22 protein-coding genes and 1 tRNA gene are annotated in these 18488 nt (G+C 48.8%); 15 read left to right on the top strand and 8 right to left on the bottom strand.

Features of this window, described 5'->3' with window-relative positions; translation table 11 throughout:
• Nucleotides 1-17: 17 nt before the first annotated feature.
• The 5 genes from DCMF_RS12470 to DCMF_RS12450 all read right to left on the bottom strand — a co-directional run bounded on the left by DCMF_RS12470 (nt 18) and on the right by DCMF_RS12450 (nt 5444).
• Nucleotides 18-1982: an ASKHA domain-containing protein gene (locus DCMF_RS12470; RefSeq protein WP_148134733.1), complete on the bottom strand. Its 1965-nt coding sequence runs from the start codon at nt 1980-1982 to the stop codon at nt 18-20.
• Entirely contained in the window at nt 1983-2999 is a 1017-nt protein-coding gene (locus DCMF_RS12465) for an MtaA/CmuA family methyltransferase (protein ID WP_148134732.1), read from the bottom strand. It lies immediately after the preceding gene.
• Between the two features lie 24 nt (nt 3000-3023).
• Complete coding sequence (locus tag DCMF_RS12460; protein WP_148137875.1) at nt 3024-3776, bottom strand: 4Fe-4S double cluster binding domain-containing protein; 753 nt, start codon at nt 3774-3776, stop codon at nt 3024-3026.
• 163 nt (nt 3777-3939) lie between these two features.
• Nucleotides 3940-4128 (bottom strand): hypothetical protein, encoded by a 189-nt coding sequence (locus DCMF_RS12455; protein WP_148134731.1) that lies wholly within the window; start codon nt 4126-4128, stop codon nt 3940-3942.
• A 335-nt stretch (nt 4129-4463) separates the two neighbouring features.
• Nucleotides 4464-5444, bottom strand: coding sequence for an ornithine cyclodeaminase family protein (locus DCMF_RS12450; RefSeq protein WP_148134730.1), 981 nt, complete (start codon nt 5442-5444; stop codon nt 4464-4466).
• Between the two features lie 300 nt (nt 5445-5744).
• Here DCMF_RS12450 and DCMF_RS12445 point away from each other — a divergent pair, with 300 nt between their 5' ends.
• From DCMF_RS12445 to DCMF_RS12375, 15 genes are all read left to right on the top strand, one after another.
• Nucleotides 5745-6275 carry a Spo0B domain-containing protein gene (locus DCMF_RS12445; protein WP_148134729.1) on the top strand — a complete coding sequence of 177 codons (531 nt, stop codon included), beginning with the start codon at nt 5745-5747 and terminating at the stop codon, nt 6273-6275.
• A gap of 67 nt (nt 6276-6342) precedes the next feature.
• A complete protein-coding gene (gene obgE, locus DCMF_RS12440; RefSeq protein ID WP_148134728.1) occupies nt 6343-7620 on the top strand; it encodes a GTPase ObgE in 1278 nt (425 codons plus the stop codon).
• Between the two features lie 39 nt (nt 7621-7659).
• The gene (locus DCMF_RS12435; protein ID WP_148134727.1) at nt 7660-7857 is read left to right on the top strand and encodes a hypothetical protein; all 198 of its coding nucleotides are present in this window, start codon (nt 7660-7662) and stop codon (nt 7855-7857) included.
• Between the two features lie 136 nt (nt 7858-7993).
• Nucleotides 7994-8284 carry a ribosome assembly RNA-binding protein YhbY gene (gene yhbY, locus DCMF_RS12430; protein WP_148134726.1) on the top strand — a complete coding sequence of 97 codons (291 nt, stop codon included), beginning with the start codon at nt 7994-7996 and terminating at the stop codon, nt 8282-8284.
• 98 nt (nt 8285-8382) lie between these two features.
• The gene (proB, locus tag DCMF_RS12425; RefSeq protein ID WP_148134725.1) at nt 8383-9519 is read left to right on the top strand and encodes a glutamate 5-kinase; all 1137 of its coding nucleotides are present in this window, start codon (nt 8383-8385) and stop codon (nt 9517-9519) included.
• Between the two features lie 11 nt (nt 9520-9530).
• The gene (locus DCMF_RS12420; RefSeq protein ID WP_269467163.1) at nt 9531-10787 is read left to right on the top strand and encodes a glutamate-5-semialdehyde dehydrogenase; all 1257 of its coding nucleotides are present in this window, start codon (nt 9531-9533) and stop codon (nt 10785-10787) included.
• A 65-nt stretch (nt 10788-10852) separates the two neighbouring features.
• Entirely contained in the window at nt 10853-11476 is a 624-nt protein-coding gene (gene nadD / locus DCMF_RS12415; protein WP_148134724.1) for a nicotinate-nucleotide adenylyltransferase, read from the top strand.
• A gap of 100 nt (nt 11477-11576) precedes the next feature.
• Nucleotides 11577-11825 carry an RNA recognition motif domain-containing protein gene (locus tag DCMF_RS12410; RefSeq protein WP_236860260.1) on the top strand — a complete coding sequence of 83 codons (249 nt, stop codon included), beginning with the start codon at nt 11577-11579 and terminating at the stop codon, nt 11823-11825.
• Nucleotides 11826-11889: 64 nt separating this feature from the next.
• On the top strand, nt 11890-12462 hold the full coding sequence (gene yqeK / locus DCMF_RS12405; RefSeq protein WP_148134722.1) for a bis(5'-nucleosyl)-tetraphosphatase (symmetrical) YqeK: 573 nt from the start codon (nt 11890-11892) through the stop codon (nt 12460-12462).
• A 39-nt stretch (nt 12463-12501) separates the two neighbouring features.
• Nucleotides 12502-12858 (top strand): ribosome silencing factor, encoded by a 357-nt coding sequence (gene rsfS, locus DCMF_RS12400; RefSeq protein ID WP_236860259.1) that lies wholly within the window; start codon nt 12502-12504, stop codon nt 12856-12858.
• Complete coding sequence (locus tag DCMF_RS12395; RefSeq protein ID WP_148134721.1) at nt 12855-13607, top strand: class I SAM-dependent DNA methyltransferase; 753 nt, start codon at nt 12855-12857, stop codon at nt 13605-13607. The genes rsfS and DCMF_RS12395 overlap by 4 nt, the downstream gene beginning before the upstream one ends.
• Nucleotides 13608-13722: 115 nt before the next feature.
• Nucleotides 13723-13798: transfer RNA gene (locus tag DCMF_RS12390), tRNA-Ala, on the top strand.
• A 344-nt stretch (nt 13799-14142) separates the two neighbouring features.
• The gene (locus tag DCMF_RS12385; protein ID WP_148134720.1) at nt 14143-15330 is read left to right on the top strand and encodes an anaerobic nitric oxide reductase flavorubredoxin; all 1188 of its coding nucleotides are present in this window, start codon (nt 14143-14145) and stop codon (nt 15328-15330) included.
• Nucleotides 15331-15364: 34 nt separating this feature from the next.
• Nucleotides 15365-15595: a DUF1858 domain-containing protein gene (locus tag DCMF_RS12380; protein WP_148134719.1), complete on the top strand. Its 231-nt coding sequence runs from the start codon at nt 15365-15367 to the stop codon at nt 15593-15595.
• Complete coding sequence (locus DCMF_RS12375) at nt 15577-15918, top strand: cupin domain-containing protein (RefSeq protein ID WP_148134718.1); 342 nt, start codon at nt 15577-15579, stop codon at nt 15916-15918. The genes DCMF_RS12380 and DCMF_RS12375 overlap by 19 nt, the downstream gene beginning before the upstream one ends.
• A gap of 274 nt (nt 15919-16192) precedes the next feature.
• Here DCMF_RS12375 and DCMF_RS30090 read toward each other — a convergent pair whose 3' ends face one another.
• From DCMF_RS30090 to DCMF_RS12365, 3 genes are all read right to left on the bottom strand, one after another.
• Entirely contained in the window at nt 16193-16318 is a 126-nt protein-coding gene (locus DCMF_RS30090) for a hypothetical protein (RefSeq protein WP_257790959.1), read from the bottom strand.
• 423 nt (nt 16319-16741) lie between these two features.
• Nucleotides 16742-17491, bottom strand: coding sequence for a Uma2 family endonuclease (locus tag DCMF_RS12370; protein ID WP_148134717.1), 750 nt, complete (start codon nt 17489-17491; stop codon nt 16742-16744).
• A gap of 96 nt (nt 17492-17587) precedes the next feature.
• Nucleotides 17588-18487, bottom strand: a complete 900-nt coding sequence (locus DCMF_RS12365; RefSeq protein WP_148134716.1) for a TIGR03943 family putative permease subunit — start codon at nt 18485-18487, stop codon at nt 17588-17590.
• Nucleotide 18488: the final 1 nt, after the last annotated feature.

Raw genomic sequence — 18488 nt, 5'->3', positions numbered from 1 at the left:
GAGCACAACACCTTTCTTTAGACGGCTTTTTTACTTGTTTTGGGCACTGCATCCAGAATATGTTGGATATGGGGGAACGGGTCTTTGGCATGGGGGAAATACATGGCATCGGCAAACTGAACCTGAAAGTCCGGCTCCACCGCGGTCTCCACAAATTGGACAAAGTTGGCGGCTTCCTGGGCTTCGACTCTTTTACCGGTGTCCAGTAAGGCCAGTTTGGCGCCGTCCCCGGCGGCATTGCCTACCGCCACTACTTTATCTAAAGGGCAGTCGGGGAACATGCCGATCACCAGGGCGCTTTCTTTGTCGATATAGCTGCCGAAAGCCCCCGCCAGGGTGATGCTGTCCACATGATCTACGCCCCGCTTTTTCATGAGAATCTTCGCCCCTACGTACAAGGCCGATTTGGCCAGCTGCACTGCCCGGACATCTCCCTGGGTAATGGTAATATCTGTGCCGAGGGAGGTTTCCTGACTCCAGGCTAAGACATATTCCGGTTTATTGTCGGCACCCCGGCGAATTCTCGGGGAGGACAGCTTCATGTTAAATCGCCCGCTGGGTTCGATAATACCGGATTTAAACAACTCCGCCACCCCATCGATGATGCCTGAACCGCAGATGCCTTTGGCGCTGGGTTTTTGTTCGGCATGATACCAGTCTTCTTCTCCGATCACCTTAAACCGGGGTTCCAGAGAAGAAGGATCAATCTTTATTCTTTCAATGGCGCCCGGAGCGGCCCGCATGCCGAATTTAATTTGGGCGCCTTCCAGGGCCGGACCGGTGGCACAGGAAGTAGAGAGCAAATGTTCTTTGTTGCCGAAATCAATTTCCCCATTGGTACCGATGTCGATAATCAGCATCATGGCATCTTGTTTGTACGGTTCTTCGGCGATCAATACCGCTACGTTATCCGGACCGACAAAACCAGCTTCAATGGGGAGACAGTGCACATTTCCTCCCGGCGCAATCTTGATGCCTAAATCCCGTGCCTTGATATCGGCGGAATTTCTCAAAGCCGGGGTAAAGGGAGCCCGCCCTACATACTGGGGATGAATATTCAGGGCAATATGGTGCATGGCGGTGTTAAAAACCAGGACCATTTCGGCGACTTGTTCGGGGGATAGGCCTTTGGCCTGTGTCATGCGTGCCGTCATGGTGTTGATCCCTTCCACGATGGCCCGGTGCATTTTGTCCAGGCCGTCCTCCTGCATCATGGCATAGGTGATGCGGGAAAGGACATCTTCCCCATAGCGGACCTGGGGATTCATCATGGAGTCCCGGTTCAGCACTTCTCCCGTGGCCAGGTTGCACAGGTAAGCGGCTAGGGTGGTAGTACCGATGTCAATGGCAATGCCATAAGCATTTTCTACTACCCCCGGTTCCACTTGAATGATTTCCCGGTTGTTCCACAGGGTCACCGTGGCTTTCCACCCGCTCTTTCTGATCACATCGGGCAGGGCAAGGAGGACCGGGTAATCAATGGTGATCTCGTCATTTAAGTCGGTAAATTTTTTCTTGAGGGCTTCCCTCAAGCGGATAAAATCGTCTCGATGGTCTTCTAAAGTGGCTGGATCCAATTCCACATAGTATTTTTTAACGGCCGGATTTAGTTGAAAGGAACGGTCTGTACCTGTTTCCAGGACGATTTGTTTTGCGCCCCGGCTTTCTTCCGGAACAAAGACCAGAATATCACCCTGAACCTTGGCGCAGCAGGCCAACCGGTAATTGTCCCCCAACTCTTCAGGCCGTAACATCCTTTTTTCTTCTTCTGTCAGGGAGGACAGGTGGGACATTTGGGAATCCAAGCCGAATTTTTCAAAATAGCCTTCTTCAATTTTCACTTTGCATTTTCCGCACACCTTGGCACCTCCGCAAGGAGCCTCAATATCCACGCCCAATTCCTGGGAGGCTTCTAAAAGGCTTTTCTCTGCGCTGATGAGCCCGCGCCGTCCGGAAGGCTGAAAAATCACATGAAATGACATCTAGATGCTCCTTTCTGCGGCCTGCACCATGGCCGAAAGGTTTTCCGTCGGGGTGCTTGGGGCCACGGCACATCCCGGGGAGATGAGGGAGATGCCGTCGCTGACGGCTTTTCCTACTGCCTCATGGACTGTGACCGGGGTTCCGTTCCAGAGGTGGCGTACCGGATCAACGCCGCCGATCAGGGGGACCTGAAGGCCGGCCTGCGCAATTTTTTCCCGGGCCTCCGCGATATTCACGGATGTTTCCACACTGATGGCGGTACACCCGGTTTGGGCCAGGTCGGCAATCACTTTGTCCAGTCTGCCGCAGATGTGGATGATGGTAGGTACGGAAATCTGGCTGAATTGTTTTTTTTCATAGGGGGCCGCTAACTCCCGGTATATTTTCGGGGGCAGCATATCAATAGAGGCCATCATATCTTCCACACAGATCACATCAGCGCCGGCGTCTATCAGAGCTTTTGCCAGGGTGGTGCCGGCTTTTTCCGCCAAGTCCAGAAAAGGAACCACGGTGTCCGGCCTTTTAAAGCTGGCCTTCATCATTTCCGGCACGCCCACCAGGTTGACGGCAACCGTGTAAGGACCGACAATGCCTCCGATCACAGCAACCTCTTCACCGACGGTCTCTTTAAGGATGCGGACCGCCTCCAGAAGCTGAGGAATCCTGCCCTGGGAGAGAAAATCTTCCGGAAAAACTGGTTCTTCTCCCAGTTGGTATGGATGGGTGGCCACGCTGGGGATGCCTTCCCGGCCGGCATCTTTGATGGTGCCCCCCAGGGCTTCCACCTCAAAGGTCTGACAGTAGGGGACACGTACGGCATCCAATCCTAAAATAGTATGTCCTCCTTCGGCAAGGGTAGCCATCGCCTTTCCGTTCCGGTGGGCTTCCGGCCAGTACACCCCCAATTTTTCCATTTGTTCATAGGTGGCATGTTGACAGGCACTGAAGACGGCCGGCCTGTCTACGGGTTGAGATGCCAGGGCCTGTAAAAATCGTTCCCGCTTGCGCATTGCCATGATCATTTCCTCCTTTTGTCTGCATTATGATTGCGATGCCTGGCTAAAAAATAAGGGATGGCAAGAACTGCCCTTACGACAGGCTAAAATACATTGTCCGCAGGCAAATACCCCTGTTTCTTGGTGGTTTTTGGCCAATTGGCTGCGGCAGGCGTCAAAATTCACCAACGGTCTGTTTGGTTTACTCCGGGACCATTTCACGTTCAGCAGGGCTCCGACCGGACAGGCGTCCACACAACGGCGGCATGCTCCGCACCGGCTGGAATAAAGAGGGGTTTCACTAACTGCCAGTGGCGCGTCCGTTAAAATCGTTGCCCAACTCAGGCGGGCACCGAAGGTGGAATTTACCAGCAGTCCGTTCTTGCCGATCCAACCCAGCCCGGCGCAAGTGGCGGCAGTCTTATGGGGAAAAAGAGGATACAGCTTGGCGATAAACCGGGCATCGATCCTATCCGAATAAGGGGGAATCGCTAAGGCTCTCCACCCCAACCCTCTCAGCCACTTGACGATCCGTTTTTGAATTCCCTCCAGGGTCCGGTCTAACTCCGGGTAATGGTGCAGGTAAACGGTTTGTGCCCCGGTGCTATTTTCCAGGGCATCTTCCGGGAAGGGATGTTTGATGGCCAGGGATATGGCCGTGGGCATGTGGCGAAATTCTTTAGCCAGACCCGTACTGACATCCCCAAACCCGACGATGGTTGCGCCCAGCTTCAGGGAGATTTCTTTAATCACGGTGCTATTTAACTCTTTCTGGTCGAATAAAGCTTCAGGGATCAAAGCGGTCACCTCATTTTAGTGAAGTAAAAAAGAAGGCACCCTCTAGAATTCGTTAAAAAACTAACGGTTAGAGAGCGCCATTGCCCGGAAAACATGATTCCACACTGAATCATCCTTTTATTAAATTAAACCGTCAAAGCGATAAAAGAATTACATGCTCTTCCTATTCCTGCTTGTAGGAATAGAATCCGCGCCTGGCATAAGCTGTTTCCCTGGCGGCGAGATTCATTTTTTGGAGGAAACCCAAAAATCTATCCAGTATTCCCGAGGATACGGGGGAAAATTCCCCTTCTTTTTGGGGGGCAAACCCCAGGCCAATTTTTTTCTCACCATGGATTACATGGGTTGTCATCCGCATCACCTCATCGATTTTGTCATAAAAAACGCTCCCCAAGACAAAAGAACATTTGTCTGTAGAGAGCGCCGTTGCTCATCGCTGTTTGAGCAAACATCTTTTCCAGGCTGCATAACCTAGAAAAAAAGCTTTCCATAGAGATACCCTCCGGAAAGCTTCGTTGCTTTTAAACATACACTAGTGATTCGCCATTGAATCCTCTGATTGTATTTTTAAAACTTATTAATAAGATACCTAATCCCATCTGTTCTGTCAAGAGTTTTTTCAAAAATTCTATGGGGAATTTATCACAGCTGCAAACCACATGGGAGTTCTTTGAAGCCATTATAGCCCTAGAACCTGACTTTCTGCCCCATACCGGTACGCAGTGCTTCATGATAAATGAAGTCGGCGACACACAGGTCCAGCAACCCCATACCGACCGATTTGAAATACGTGGTTGTTCCTGGGGGTGGCGGAACGGGAACGGGATGAGCGAGCAGATAATCGCCGATATAGCGGACCCGATCTTCGGTGATGATGCCGTCTTCCAACGGCTGCGACAGGTCGCCGCTTTCTTCCATGGCAAAAGGGAGTTCCGTATAAACATGGTCCACCAGTTCCCAGATCGCGTTGGGAAGCTCGCGCATGGTCGGTTTGTAAGAACCGATCGCCACAAAGCATTTGCCTTTCAGCAAAGCTGTGTCATTTGGCATTACGGGAGAAGTGGCCGGAGAGGCCGTGACGACGATCTCACTGTTGGCCAGCAGTTCTTCCGGGCTGCCGCAGACATGGATTTCCGGCTGTTTCCCGCCTAATGCAGCCTGCAGGGATGCGACATAAGGGCCGAAATCTTTGCCGGGGAAAGAATCGTACAGGTAAATGTGTCTGATATCACGGGCACAGGTCGCGTAAAGCGCCTGATAGAAACCCTGTTTTCCTGCGCCGATCACACCCACGGTATGGGCGCTGGCAGGAGAAAAGCAGCGCATGCCCACACCGCCCACAGCGCCGGTACGCATGGCGGTCAGACATCCGCCGTCCATGATAGACACGGTCTTGCCGGATTCGGCGTCGTTCAGGAGCATCAGTCCGTCAATATAGGGGAACCCCTTGGCAGGATTGGCGGGAAATAGGGTCAGTACTTTTGTGCCAAAGCATTTTTCTGTAAAGCAAGGCATATAAAGAAGCGTATCATCGCCATGAGTGACGACGGGACGGTCCGGCATAAAAAATTCACCTTTAGCAAAAATCCGATATGCTTCTTCCACGGTATCCATCACTTTCGGCAAGCTTACCGCTTGCCACATTTCATCTGCGTTGAGAATCAGCATTCCATTTTCCTCCTTATTCTTGATTTCATGTCTGCGCATAGCAGGAAGTAGTCATTGACGTTCTCCTTATTAATTATCATTATTTTTCAAGCAGTGTCAACATGTGGCACCTGAGATCATGTGAATGACTTGGATCCAAAAGGTGAAAAATATATTCTGCTCATTTTTTATCAAGGGGTATCGCATGGGGAGCTATCCCATCTTTATTTTTAAAGGAAAAAGGAGTTCGCCTGATCTTGGAGAATAAATGGACGGAGGTGTATTACACTGAATAAGCACGCGGATAAATTATGCAACGACATGGCTGGCCTCTTTCGGGAACAACGGCATGATTTTTTGAACCATTTCCAAGTTATTTTAGGCTATTTGCAATTGAATCATAAGGACCGGGCCATATCCTATATTCATCAGATTACTGCCGATATGGAAGCATTAAGCAGTGTGACTAGGCTGGACAAGCCTGCTCTGGTCATGATCCTTCTCATGGCTGTGCAAAAAAGCAAAAGCTTGGAAGTAAATTTGCGCTTTCAGACCGAACCGGAAAATTTATCCTGTCAGATTTTTTCCGATCCCTTAGTTGATTTTTTCGAGCTGGTTCTTAACACGTCCATTGACTGTATCAGCCGTTCGGCACAGGGTGAGCGCTGGATAAAAGTAACGCTGAAAGAAAGTGCCCGGGAATTAAGGTGGGAGATTTCTTTTTCTCCTCAAATGCCTCCGGACAGGATTCTCCAAAAATTAAGGGAGGGGCAGACGGCTCCCTTTGATCAGGTTTGTCCCCGAATAGAAAGATCGGAAGCGGGCACCATGTTAATCTTTAGTTTTTCGTAAAGGAATAATTGACAGCAAAAACATCGAGAATATAATATAAAAATAGAATGGATTGAAGGAGTATTTCATGTTTTATGATCGGGCAAAGATCTATGTGAAAGGCGGCGACGGGGGAAACGGGATTGTAGCGTTTCGCAGGGAAAAGTATGTGCCAGAAGGCGGCCCCAGCGGAGGAGACGGAGGTAAGGGCGGCGACGTGGTCATGGTGGCGGACGAAGGATTACGTACTTTGATTGATTTCAAATATAAACAGCACTATAAAGCCGGCAGAGGGGAGCACGGACAGGGAAAAAACATGCACGGCAGAGGTGCGGAAGACATGGTGCTTCAGGTGCCTCTCGGCACTGTGGTGCGCAACGCGGAAACCGACGAGATCATCGCAGATTTTATCTTCCATGGCCAGAAAGTGGTTGTTGCTCAAGCGGGACGTGGAGGGCGGGGAAATACCCGCTTTGTGTCTTCGCAAAACCGGGTCCCGGAATTTGCTGAAAAGGGAGAACCGGGACAGGAAAGGTGGCTGCTGCTGGAACTGAAGCTTTTGGCTGATGTGGGCTTGGTGGGATTCCCCAATGTGGGGAAGTCAACCATCATTTCCCGGGTGTCTGCGGCAAAACCGAAAATTGCCGACTATCCCTTTACCACGCTGAGCCCCAATTTAGGTGTGGTGCGGGTTGATGAAGGAAATAGTTTTGTCCTGGCGGACATTCCCGGTTTAATTGAAGGAGCCCATACCGGGGCCGGGTTAGGCCATCACTTTTTACGGCATTTGGAACGCACGAAAATCCTGATTCATGTGTTAGATCTGTCCGAATTACCCGACAGAACACCCTGGGATGATTTTGATATTATCAATCGGGAATTAAAGGCCTACAAAGCGTCTTTAGCGGAACGCCCTCAGATTGTGGCCGCCAATAAGATGGATCTTCCCGGAGCAGAAGAGCGTCTGGGAGAATTAAAAGAGCGATTGGGAGATCAATACGAAGTTTTTGCTATTTCTGCCGCGACAGGGGCAGGTTTACCCCTGCTGATGCAGCGGGCTTTCCAACTGGTTCAGGACGCAGAAAAAAATGTGGTGACGGAGCCGGCGGAAAGGGAAATCAGGCATGTACATGTTACTCCTCAAGAAAGATTTCAAATTTTTCGGGATGAAGCAGGAATTTTTGTGGTTTCCGGTGAAGAAGTGGAGAGACATGTCGCTATGACTGATTTTGAGAATGAGGCGGCTGTGAAACGACTGCAAAGGATCTTTAAGAAAATGGGTTTGGACCAAGGACTGAGAGAGAAAGGGGCAAAGGCTGGTGACGTAATACGAATTAAAGAGTTAGAATTTGATTTCGCAGACTAGTGTATTATATTGAATGAATGAACGGGGGAAAATCAAATTATGGATTGCTTCGATTGTGGCAACTGCAGGCAAAATGAAGCAATGTATTACTGCCCAGCCAAAAACGATTTTGTGATTGGGGAGAAGCATTCGGTAGTGGAACGGCAAAAGGAATACCAAGGGTGGAAAAAGGGCACTCCTGATTACGAAAAACGGAGACGCAAGATCAGGCAGAATGACATGGAAAAAATAGGGTAGACAACAGCGGGCCTTCAGAGGCCTGCTTTTTTTAAGGGATTGTCATTTTTCCTTTTGGAAAATAATAGACATGTGGTATAATAGGATAAATTTATGGAATAAGGGGAGGTGTGGTTCCGGTTTGTACCGGTAACCTATGCTGACTGGAAAGCAAAGAAGGTTTTTGCGGGCGATGGGTACGGGAATTGACCCCATTTTTCAGATTGGGAAAGGCGGCATGAATGAAAACCTGCTGAAGCAGTTGGATGATGCCCTGGAAGCAAGGGAATTGATTAAGGTAAAGGTTTTAGCAAACAGCGAGGAACTACCCAAAGAAGTGGCAGGGGAAATTGCCGATGCCACCGGTTCTGAGTTAGTGCAAGTAATCGGCAAGAATATGCTGTTTTTTAGACAGTCTAAAAAGAAACCCCGGTTGGAATTACCTTAATTGGCCAATTTGCCTTCGGGCAGTTGGCCTTTTCTGCAATTGAGGACATTCCGCATGACAAAAGGGAAGAGGTAAGAGACAATAAGGCAAGAAGGGTGATGGCTCTGTTAATTTCAAAAAATGATTTGGCACATGCCAAGCGCATAGTGATCAAAGTTGGCACCAGTACCCTGACCCACAAAACAGGGAAGCTGGATTTAAAACTGATTGATAAACTGGCCTGTACCTTAACCAACGCAGTGAATAGGGGGAAAGAAGTAATCCTGGTGACCTCGGGTGCCGTGGGCGTCGGTATGGGAAGGCTGGGAATGAGAGAAAAGCCCAAATCCATTCCGGAAAAGCAGGCAGCTGCTGCTGTGGGGCAGGGTATTCTGCTCCAGATGTATGAAAAGATGTTCGGGGAATATGGACAAACTGTGGCCCAGGTTTTGTTGACCCGGGGAGACATCGGGGACCGGAAGAGGTATTTAAATGCCAGAAACACCTTGAACACATTACTAAGTATGGGCATTATCCCCATCATTAACGAAAACGACACTGTGGCCTGGGAGGAGATCCGTTTCGGGGACAACGATACTTTGGCTGCCTTGGTGGGCGGGTTGATTGATGCGGATTTGCTGATTCTTATGTCCGATATTGCGGGATTATGCGATGGCAATCCCAAAGAAAATAAAGAGGCGAAGTTAATACCGCTGATTGAAGAAATCACCCCGGAAATTGAGGCTCTGGCCGGTGGGGCAGGTACCCGGTGGGGCAGCGGAGGCATGCTGACCAAGATCCATGCCGCCAAAATTGCCGGGGACTCCGGGATTCCCATGGTGATCGCCCAGGGGGAGAATCCCGCCGTGCTGGATGAAATTATGGACGGGAAAGATGTGGGAACCCTGTTTGTTCCCAAAGAATACAAGCTACAGCACAGAAAAAGATGGATCGCTTACGGGGCGGAACTGCAGGGAACTCTCTGGGTTGATAAAGGGGCGGAAGAGGCGATTGTTGCTTTGGGGAAAAGTCTGCTCCCCATAGGCGTAGTGGGATTTGAAGGAAATTTTGATCCGGGAGCAACGGTCAGCGTTCAGAGCGCCGATCACAAGGAATTTGCCCGGGGTATTGTGGATTACGGTTCGAAAGACCTGGGGATGATCATGGGGCACAAGTCCCGGGAAATTGAAACCATCCTGGGATACAAAGAATATGATTATGTCATTCACCGGAACAATATGGTGCTGAAAGTGTGAGGAGTGAAGACATGGAATTGAAAGACCAAATGAGAGAAATCGGTGCCAAGGCCAGAAAGGCGGCCCGGAAACTTAGCACCTTATCCAGTGCCCAAAAAGATCATGGGCTTAAAATGATCGCAGAGGCTTTAATCCATCATTCCTCCCTGATTCTTGACGCCAACCAAAAGGACTTGAAAGAAGGACGGCAAAAAGGCCTTCCTGAGGCGCTCATGGACCGGCTTTTGTTGAATGAAATGCGCATAGAGGAAATGGCCCAAGGGATGCGGGCGCTGGCTGCCCTGCCTGACCCGGTAGGGGAAGTGACGGGAATGTGGAAAAGGCCAAATGGGCTGATGATCGGGAAAAAACGGGTGCCCCTGGGCGTGGTGGGAATCATCTATGAAGCACGGCCCAATGTGACCGCTGATGCGGCCGGGTTGTGTTTAAAAACAGGGAATGCCGCCGTTTTGCGGGGAGGTTCGGAAGCTTTTTACTCCAACCTGGCTATTTCAGAAGTAATCAGCCAGGCGGCGGAAGAGGCAGGGATGCCGGTTGGGTGCATCCAATTGGTGCGGTCTACGGACCGGTCTGCCGTAGATGAATTGCTCAAGATGAACCAATATCTGGATGTTGTCATTCCCCGGGGTGGGGCGGGCTTAATTCAGCATGTGGTCAATCATGCCACGGTGCCGGTGATCGAAACGGGAGTAGGCAATTGCCACACCTATATCGACAGCGAAGCGGATATGGATATGGCCCTGGACATCGCAATCAACGCCAAAACGAGCAGGCCGGGCGTATGTAATGCCATGGAGACCCTGCTGGTAAACCGGGAAATTGCCCCTCAGATTCTTCCTCTTTTGGGTGAAAAATTTCGGGCAAAGGGGGTAGAATTACGGGGCTGCCCCCAAACCTGCCGGATCCTTCCGGAAGCGGTGCCCGCAAAAGAAGAAGATTGGTCTACGGAGTACCTGGATCTTATTTTAGCTGTAAAAGTAGTCGATGACTTAGATGCTGCCATCGAACATATTTCTTTATACGGGACCAAGCATTCAGAAGCGATTGTGACCAACAATTACGGCAAGGCCCAACGGTTTCTGGAGGAAGTTGATGCGGCCGCAGTATATGTAAATGCTTCAACAAGGTTTACCGACGGAGGCCAATTCGGCTACGGGGCGGAAATCGGCATCAGCACCCAGAAGCTTCATGCCCGCGGTCCCATGGGACTGGAAGCTCTTACCACGATCAAGTATATCATATACGGAAACGGACAAATTAGAAATTAACCGTAGTCATCTGCTGCTGAATTCTGATATAATATTTTCAAAACTATTCCCCAAAAGGTGGGTTTATGGAAGATTCTATTTCAAAGGATAAAAAAATGGCCATAGGCATTATGGGGGGAACCTTCGACCCCATTCATTACGGGCACCTGGTCACGGCAGAAGCGGCCCGGTGCGGATTTCATCTGGATCAGGTGATTTTCGTTCCTTCCGGAAGGCCTCCCCATAAAAAAGTACAGGACATTACGCCCACGGAACACAGGTATCATATGACGGCGCTGGCCGTAGCCACCAATCCTTTTTTTCATGTCTCCCGGGTGGAATTGGACAGGCCGGGATATTCTTATGCCGTAGATACGGTGGCCGCTTTTTTAGATCAATATGGCCAGGATATCGATTTGTACTTTATTACCGGGGCAGATGCCATTTTAGAAATCATCACCTGGAAAAATGTGAAATTCTTGATGGAACAGTGCCGCTTTATCGCGGCCACCCGGCCGGGTTTTCATCTTCAGGAAGCCAACCATTTGCCCCAGGAATTTTTAAAAAAGATTATTTTCATGGAAGTCCCCGCTTTGGCGATCTCGTCAACGGATATCCGGCAGCGGGTGATGGATAAAAGGCCCATCAAATACTTGCTTCCGGAAGCTGTGGAACAATATATTTTGGACAACAAACTGTACCATCCATAATTTTTTCCGGGCAACAGGTCCCTGAAAATGGGGATTTTACCGTATAATCTATTCCGCCAAGTGCATAATAGTAGTAAATGCTACTTGTGAGGTGAAAATCTTGGTGCGTACGTTATATGTAGGGAATTTACCCTGGACTACCAAATCAGAAGATTTAATTGCTGCCTTTACTCAGCACGGTGAAATAGTGAGCGGGCGGATTATCACCGACCGGGAAACGGGAAGAAGCCGTGGCTTTGGGTTTGTCGAAGTCGGTGATGAAGATGCTGAGAAGATTATTGACGCTATGAACGGTGCGGAATTTGGAGGGCGGGTTCTTACTGTTAGTGAGGCTAAGGCCCGACAGTAACTGAGTATGTTAAACCTCCTTATGTAAGAAAAAGGAGGTTTAAGTGTATTTTGGGGGAGGAATTATGGGTCAACCTATGGAAATAGATATTCAGGAAAAAATGTCGCCCCACCGGTGGAGGCATTCCTTGGGAGTCGCTCAAACAGCCAAAGATCTGGCCCGTTTTTGGGGGGGGGACCAGGAAAAGGCATGGCTGGCGGGCATCCTTCATGATTATGCCCGGGAAGTGCCGGAAGACCAATTAATCAAAATTGCCCTGGATCACGGACTGGTCCTTTTGGATGAGGAAAGAGCCCATCCTGTGGTGCTTCATGCCCCTGTCGGTGCTCTTTTGGTACAGCATGATTTAGGGATCCAAGATCAGGAAGTACTCAGTGCCATAGCAAAACATACTGTGGGCGGTAAGTCGATGTCCTTATTAGACAAAATTATTTTTTTGGCCGATATGGTAGAACCGGAAAGAGACTGGCCCGGGGTGGAAAAATTAAGATCCCTGATTTATCGGGATCTTGACGGGGCGATGCTGGAAGCGCTGAACGGGACGATTCAGTATCTGAAGAAACGAAAGCAGGCGGTTCATCCTCTGACATTGGTAACGCGTGATGATATCAGAGGAAAAAATCGAGGAGATTCTTAAACAAATATGAATCCATAAATGGGAAAGGAGAAAGAAAATTTGACGTCATATGATTTAGCCATGGCCTGTGCAGCAAGTGCAGAAGATAAAAAAGGCAAGAACATCGTCATCATGAACTTGCAGGGGATTTCTATTATTGCCGATTATTTTGTGGTGTGCACCGGCTCAAATGCCATTCAAGTGAAAGCCATCAGCGATCATACCCACGAAAAATTATCCTTGGAGGGACTGTCACCTTTACGCACGGAAGGCTTGAGGGATGCCAGGTGGGTTCTCATGGATTTCGGCACCGTCGTCGTCCATATTTTCCAGGAAGAAGAAAGGTTGTATTACAACCTGGAAAGATTGTGGGGCGATGCCAAGTTTACTTATTACGGGGAGCAGCAGGCAAAATGACCTACCATGCGATGGCTTCCGTCTATGACCGGCTCATGGGTCATGTAGATTACGGTCAATGGGTCGATGGTCTGGAGTACCGGTGGCGCCAGATGGGTACTCTGCCCCGGACAGTTCTGGATGCCGGTTGCGGGACGGGGAGTGTCCTCCTGCACCTGGTGCGGCGTCATTACCAGGTTTACGGGATTGATAATTCGGCCGAGATGCTGGCGGTATGTCAGGACAAGCTGTTCCAAGAAAATCTTCCTGCTCAATTGCTGGAAATGGATATCCGTCAGATTAGGCTGCCGGGTGGGGTTGATGCGGTGATCTGCCTTTGTGACACTTTAAATTACCTCACGGAAGAAAAAGATTTGGCGCGCTGTTTTAAAAGCATCTTTCGGGCTTTGAAACCTGGGGGCAGTTTTATCTTTGACCTGCGTACCCCCTACTATTACCAAGCGGTATTGGCCGATAACCAATGGGTGCAACAGGAAGATGATGTGGTGTTGATCTGGGAAAATGATTTTTCCCACAGTCCCATCATGCGCATTGACCTGACCTTTTTCGTGAAACAGGGGAACGGACTATTCCGCAGATATGTGGAAGAACATCAACAGAAATGTTACTCGATAGAGACGATCCGGGAACTGGCGGAAAAAACGGGATTTGCTTTGAACCACATAGGGGGAGATTTGTTGGGGACTTCTCTTGATCTGTCTAAAGATGAGAGGATGTATTTCGCTGTGCGCAAGCCCATTAACGCATAGCCAGAAATTGCCGGTAGCCGGGTGGCAGGATCTGTGCCCGGAAAAATTATTTTTGCCGTTGACAAGCCGGGATGAATTTAATATAATATCCAATGTACCTCGGAAAACAAAATATGGGGATATAGCTCAGCTGGGAGAGCGCTTGAATGGCATTCAAGAGGTCGCCGGTTCGATCCCGACTATCTCCACCAAAAACAATAAACTTAGTCCGAAATAACAATTGGACTGAGTTTTTCTATGTAAACCCGCAAAAAATGCTGAAAGCACATAGCCGACCGGCAACAGTTTTTTACCGTTGTCGGTCGGCTATGAAACATATATCATTGTGTACTTTTACAGGGCAAGTAAAGTTGACTAGTGAGCAAATCTGTAATAAAATAGGCGGCAGGAAAATATGAACAAATTTACAAATTAACGGCTCCCTGACCTCGGATATTCACGGTATAAATCTTTTGGATTTGTTGCAATTGCAACGTACAGTCTCATGGCTTTGTGTTATGCTAAATATACGAAAAAGGATCGGAGGTTTTTGACAATGGGGAAAAATCTCACCACCAAAGTGACATGGGTCGGCAAGGTGGATTGGGAATTGAAGAAATTCCATGGCGACGAATACTCGACGCGAAAAGGCTCATCCTATAACTCCTATCTCGTAAGGGACAGCAAAAACGTACTGATAGACACGGTGTGGCAGCCCTTTGACAAGGAGTTTGTTACCAGTCTGCGCCAGGAGATCGACTTAAACGACATCGACTACATTGTTGCAAACCATGCAGAGATCGACCATAGCGGTGCGCTGCCGGAGTTGATGCGCCACATCCCTGATACGCCCATCTATTGCACGGCCAACGCGGTTAAATCGCTTAAGGGGCATTATCATCAGGACTGGAATTTTGTTACGGTAAAGACAGGGGATACGCTGGATCTCGGCAACACGAAGTTGATTTTTGTGGAAGCGCCGATGCTGCATTGGCCGGACAGCATGTTCTGCTACCTGACGGGTGAAAACATCCTGTTCTCCAACGATGCGTTCGGCCAGCATTACGCCACCGAATCCTTGTATAATGACGCAGTGGACAACGCCGAGCTTTACGCCGAGGCCATCAAGTATTACGCAAATATTTTGACTCCGTTTTCGCCGCTGGTTACAAAAAAGATCAATGAGGTGCTGGGTTTCGGTCTGCCGGTGGAGTTGATTTGTCCAAGCCACGGAATTATATGGAAAGAAAACCCCACACAGATCGTCCGCACGTATCTGAAATGGGCGGATTCTTACCAGGAGAACCAGATCAGCATCGTCTACGATAGCATGTGGGGAGCGACACGCCGCATGGCCGAGGCGATCGCCGGGGGCATACGCAGCCAGGACGCGGATGTGACGGTAAAACTGATGAATGCAGCCAAAGAGGATAAGAATGATGTTATCACGGAGATATTTCGCTCTAAAACAGTGCTCATAGGATCGTCCACGATCAACCGTGGCATCCTGCATTCCATCGGCGGCTTGCTGGAGATGATAAAGGGCCTTAAGTTTACCGGAAAGAGTGCGGCGGCCTTCGGCAGCTACGGGTGGAGTGGAGAATCGGTGGGGCATATCGCCAAAGCGCTTGCAGAATCGGGCTTCCGCGTGCACGACGAGGGGATCAGAACCCTTTGGGTTCCGGATGAAGCTGCTCTCTCCAATTGTGAGGCGTATGGGAAAACCATAGCGAGAGATCAATGATATGGAAACAAAAGCTATTGATTTGAAATAATCGGTGCATTCTCTTTGCACCCGGTATCCGGAGCTGGTCGGGATATTGGCGCAGATCGGCTTTACGGACATCACAAAGCCAGGCATGCTGGCGAGCGTAGGCCGCTTTATGACGATACCCAAGGGTGCGGCGCTTAAAAAGCTGGATATGGCCTTAATCACAAGCAGATTACGGGCGAAAAGCGGCTTGTATCGGAATAAGAAGGAGAGAACAATATGGCGGACAAGATTTTAAAGAATATTGATTTTGAAAAAGTGCTGGATATGGCTTCCCTCGTCGCGTATCAGGAGGGGCAGATTGTCAGCCGCACGCTTGTGCAAAACAAGGCTGTGAGCATAACGCTGTTCGCGTTTGACACGGGAGAAGAAATCAGCGCGCACGAATCCAAGGGCGACGCGTTGGTGTATATTCTGGATGGCAGCGCGTTCATTACCATTGCTGGTAAGGCATATACGATTGAAGCCGGGCAGAGCATTGTGATGCCTGCCGGTATACCGCACGCAGTGGAAGCGGCGGCGCAGTTCAAGATGCTGCTCACGGTGATATTTCCTGTGTGAGCGAAGGTAAAACACGGCAAAGAAATATTGCGAAATTGATAGATAAAAACTGTGCTCTGCTTGGGCACAGTTTTTATTAAGGAAATTATGCTCTTGTCAAGGTTGTGGATAACTTGTGTAATAGTAGTATGGGAGAAAAAATAGTAAAGAAGAAGATTACAATATATGCGATAACCGGACTCTCTCCGACCTCCGTCCAATTCATAATGCTATTGTGTGCCGGTTGGGTGGGCATCTGAAAACCATAGAGCTGACCGCGGTAATGAGCTGCTGGCTAATCGGCAGATGTTATATTGCCCATAGCATAATCCTCATTGGTAATTGTCTTCAATTCACCGTAGGAAACGATGATGGAATCACAGATTTTGCGGTATCCGTCGTTTGCCTCCATGAACTCCATTGCACATCCGTGGGCATATCATAAAAGTAATAGTTTTTACCTATCACTTGGGAGAGCAAACATCATTCCCCTATTTCTTTATCTTGCTTTAACGTATGCCGGACCCCCATAAAATTATTGAAATAGTTCTTAGTTTTGAAATTGCATAAACACGGGAATATCCGAGGTTGGGATCGCGCCTGAATGGTATTCAAGAGGTCGTTGGTTCGATCCCGACTATCTCCGCCAAAAACAAAAACTCAGTCCTAAGTGACGATGAGACTGAGTTTTTCTATGTAAACAATAAGCCATAGGGTCAAAGGAGAACTTTTCATATTACCAGTCAAACTTTTCTTTCAGTTCTTTCACATATTTCTGCTTACAGGGATCGTCTCCTTATGATCACGCACATTGATGATATAAAAATTTTTGAATATGCTGCCTCTACCACAGGGCCTTTAAGGCAATGGATAACCCTGCAAAACTTGGGTGTTCTACAACGTCTTCATCCATTCCCGCTGCCACCAGGGCGTATATGCCATCCCGGAGGGAAAAGCATTCGAGGGTTTTTTCCTCTGGATTGACAATCCAATAGTGGTGAACTTGGGCTTTTTGGTAAACCCGCAGTTTTTGAAGCCGGTCCTTACGGCTGCTGGAGGGAGAAATAACTTCAACTACCAGTGTGGGCGGACCATCAATACGGGCATCTTTCACAATTAGTTTTTGTTCCCCTGAGACATAGAACAGGTCAGGCTGGACTACGGTAACATCAAGGAAGGTCACATCCAACGGGGCATCAAAGATTTCACCTTCAGGATCAGCCTCCCAAAAATAATCTTCCAGAATGCGTTGCAGCCGCCGGGAAACCCGCTGGTGGGAAACATTAGGTGATGGTTCTTTGATCAACATGCCCTCGAGAATCTCGTAACGATAGCCTGGTTCCTCCGGCAGTTCCAGATAGTCCTGGTAAGTGTAGCTTTTAGTGGATTCGATTTTGTACTCGGCTGCCTTTTCCTGAACGGTTGGACCGGTCAGGGCACTGATTACATCAGCAAGCTTATAGCGGTATTGCTTGCTGCCCAACTCAAGGTAGGGTATTTTTTTCTCTCTTGTGTACCTCCACACTGTTTCAACAGAAAGATCTAAGGCTTCCGCCAGGACTTGAGCGGTTATCAGTTCCTTATCTGCAGACATAAAATCACCTCCATCCCTATCATATAAAATCTAGGAACAAAAATCAACTAAAATAGACTGAAAGCAACAATAGCCAACTCTTAAATAGGAACATTATTAATAGGGATAGATATAGCCTTCTACTTCCTGGGCAGGTGTAATTTTTGTCACCGTAATTTGCGGTTCATCCTCCCCCTCATATTGACCTTTATGAATCACGCCCTCGACGGTGACCCATGAATCTGCTTTCAACTCGGATACTTTATCATATTTGCATAACATCCCCAGCGGCGCCAAATCAGCGGTGCAACATGTCATGGCAAGTCTGGCGGGTACGAATTCATTCTCGGCGAAGTATTCTGGATCTTTGAATACGAATCCCGTGATGGAAATCGTATAGCTTTCATATTTAGCCATATTTGTATAGACTTCCGCAATCCATGGATAGAATTCATCGTTATCTACTGTTATTTTTTTATTTTCGGCATCCAGACCGGAAAGCCCGGCTTCAGGATCATCCGTGGCTGCCGATTGCGTATTGGGTGGCGTACTATCTGTAGAATCGGAGATATTGTCATTCGGCTGTGCAGTCACCGGTGTATTCGCGTTGCTTTCGGTAGGTGCCGGGGTGCTTGACGAGGGGCTGCCCTTGGGATTATTCGATGGCATCTGTTTATTGGTAAGGGTACCCTGACTAAAGGCACTGCCCCCGGTGTAATTGGCAGTAAGATCGGCAGTACTGAGAGGACTATGGGGAAGCAATAAAAATAAAATGAGAATCGTCAGCACAAAGCAGTGGGCAGAGCGTATTTTGTACTGTGGGCGAAATAGCCTGGAAAGTCCCACACAAGCCCATACCAGCATGACGATTGCTGTAAAGTAAAGATACGGTTTCATTCTGGGCGTGACATAGGAAAGATATTCCCCGCTGCGCACCAAATAAAAAATGAATCCCCCAAAAACGGAGTAACAGACGAACTCTAAAAAAATCTGAGGATTAAACGCCCTTGCCGGCATA

The sequence above is a fragment of the Candidatus Formimonas warabiya genome, from assembly GCF_002777255.1.
GTDB lineage: Bacteria > Bacillota > Dehalobacteriia > Dehalobacteriales > Dehalobacteriaceae > Formimonas > Formimonas warabiya.
This window is presented reverse-complemented; position numbering and strand designations above follow the sequence as displayed.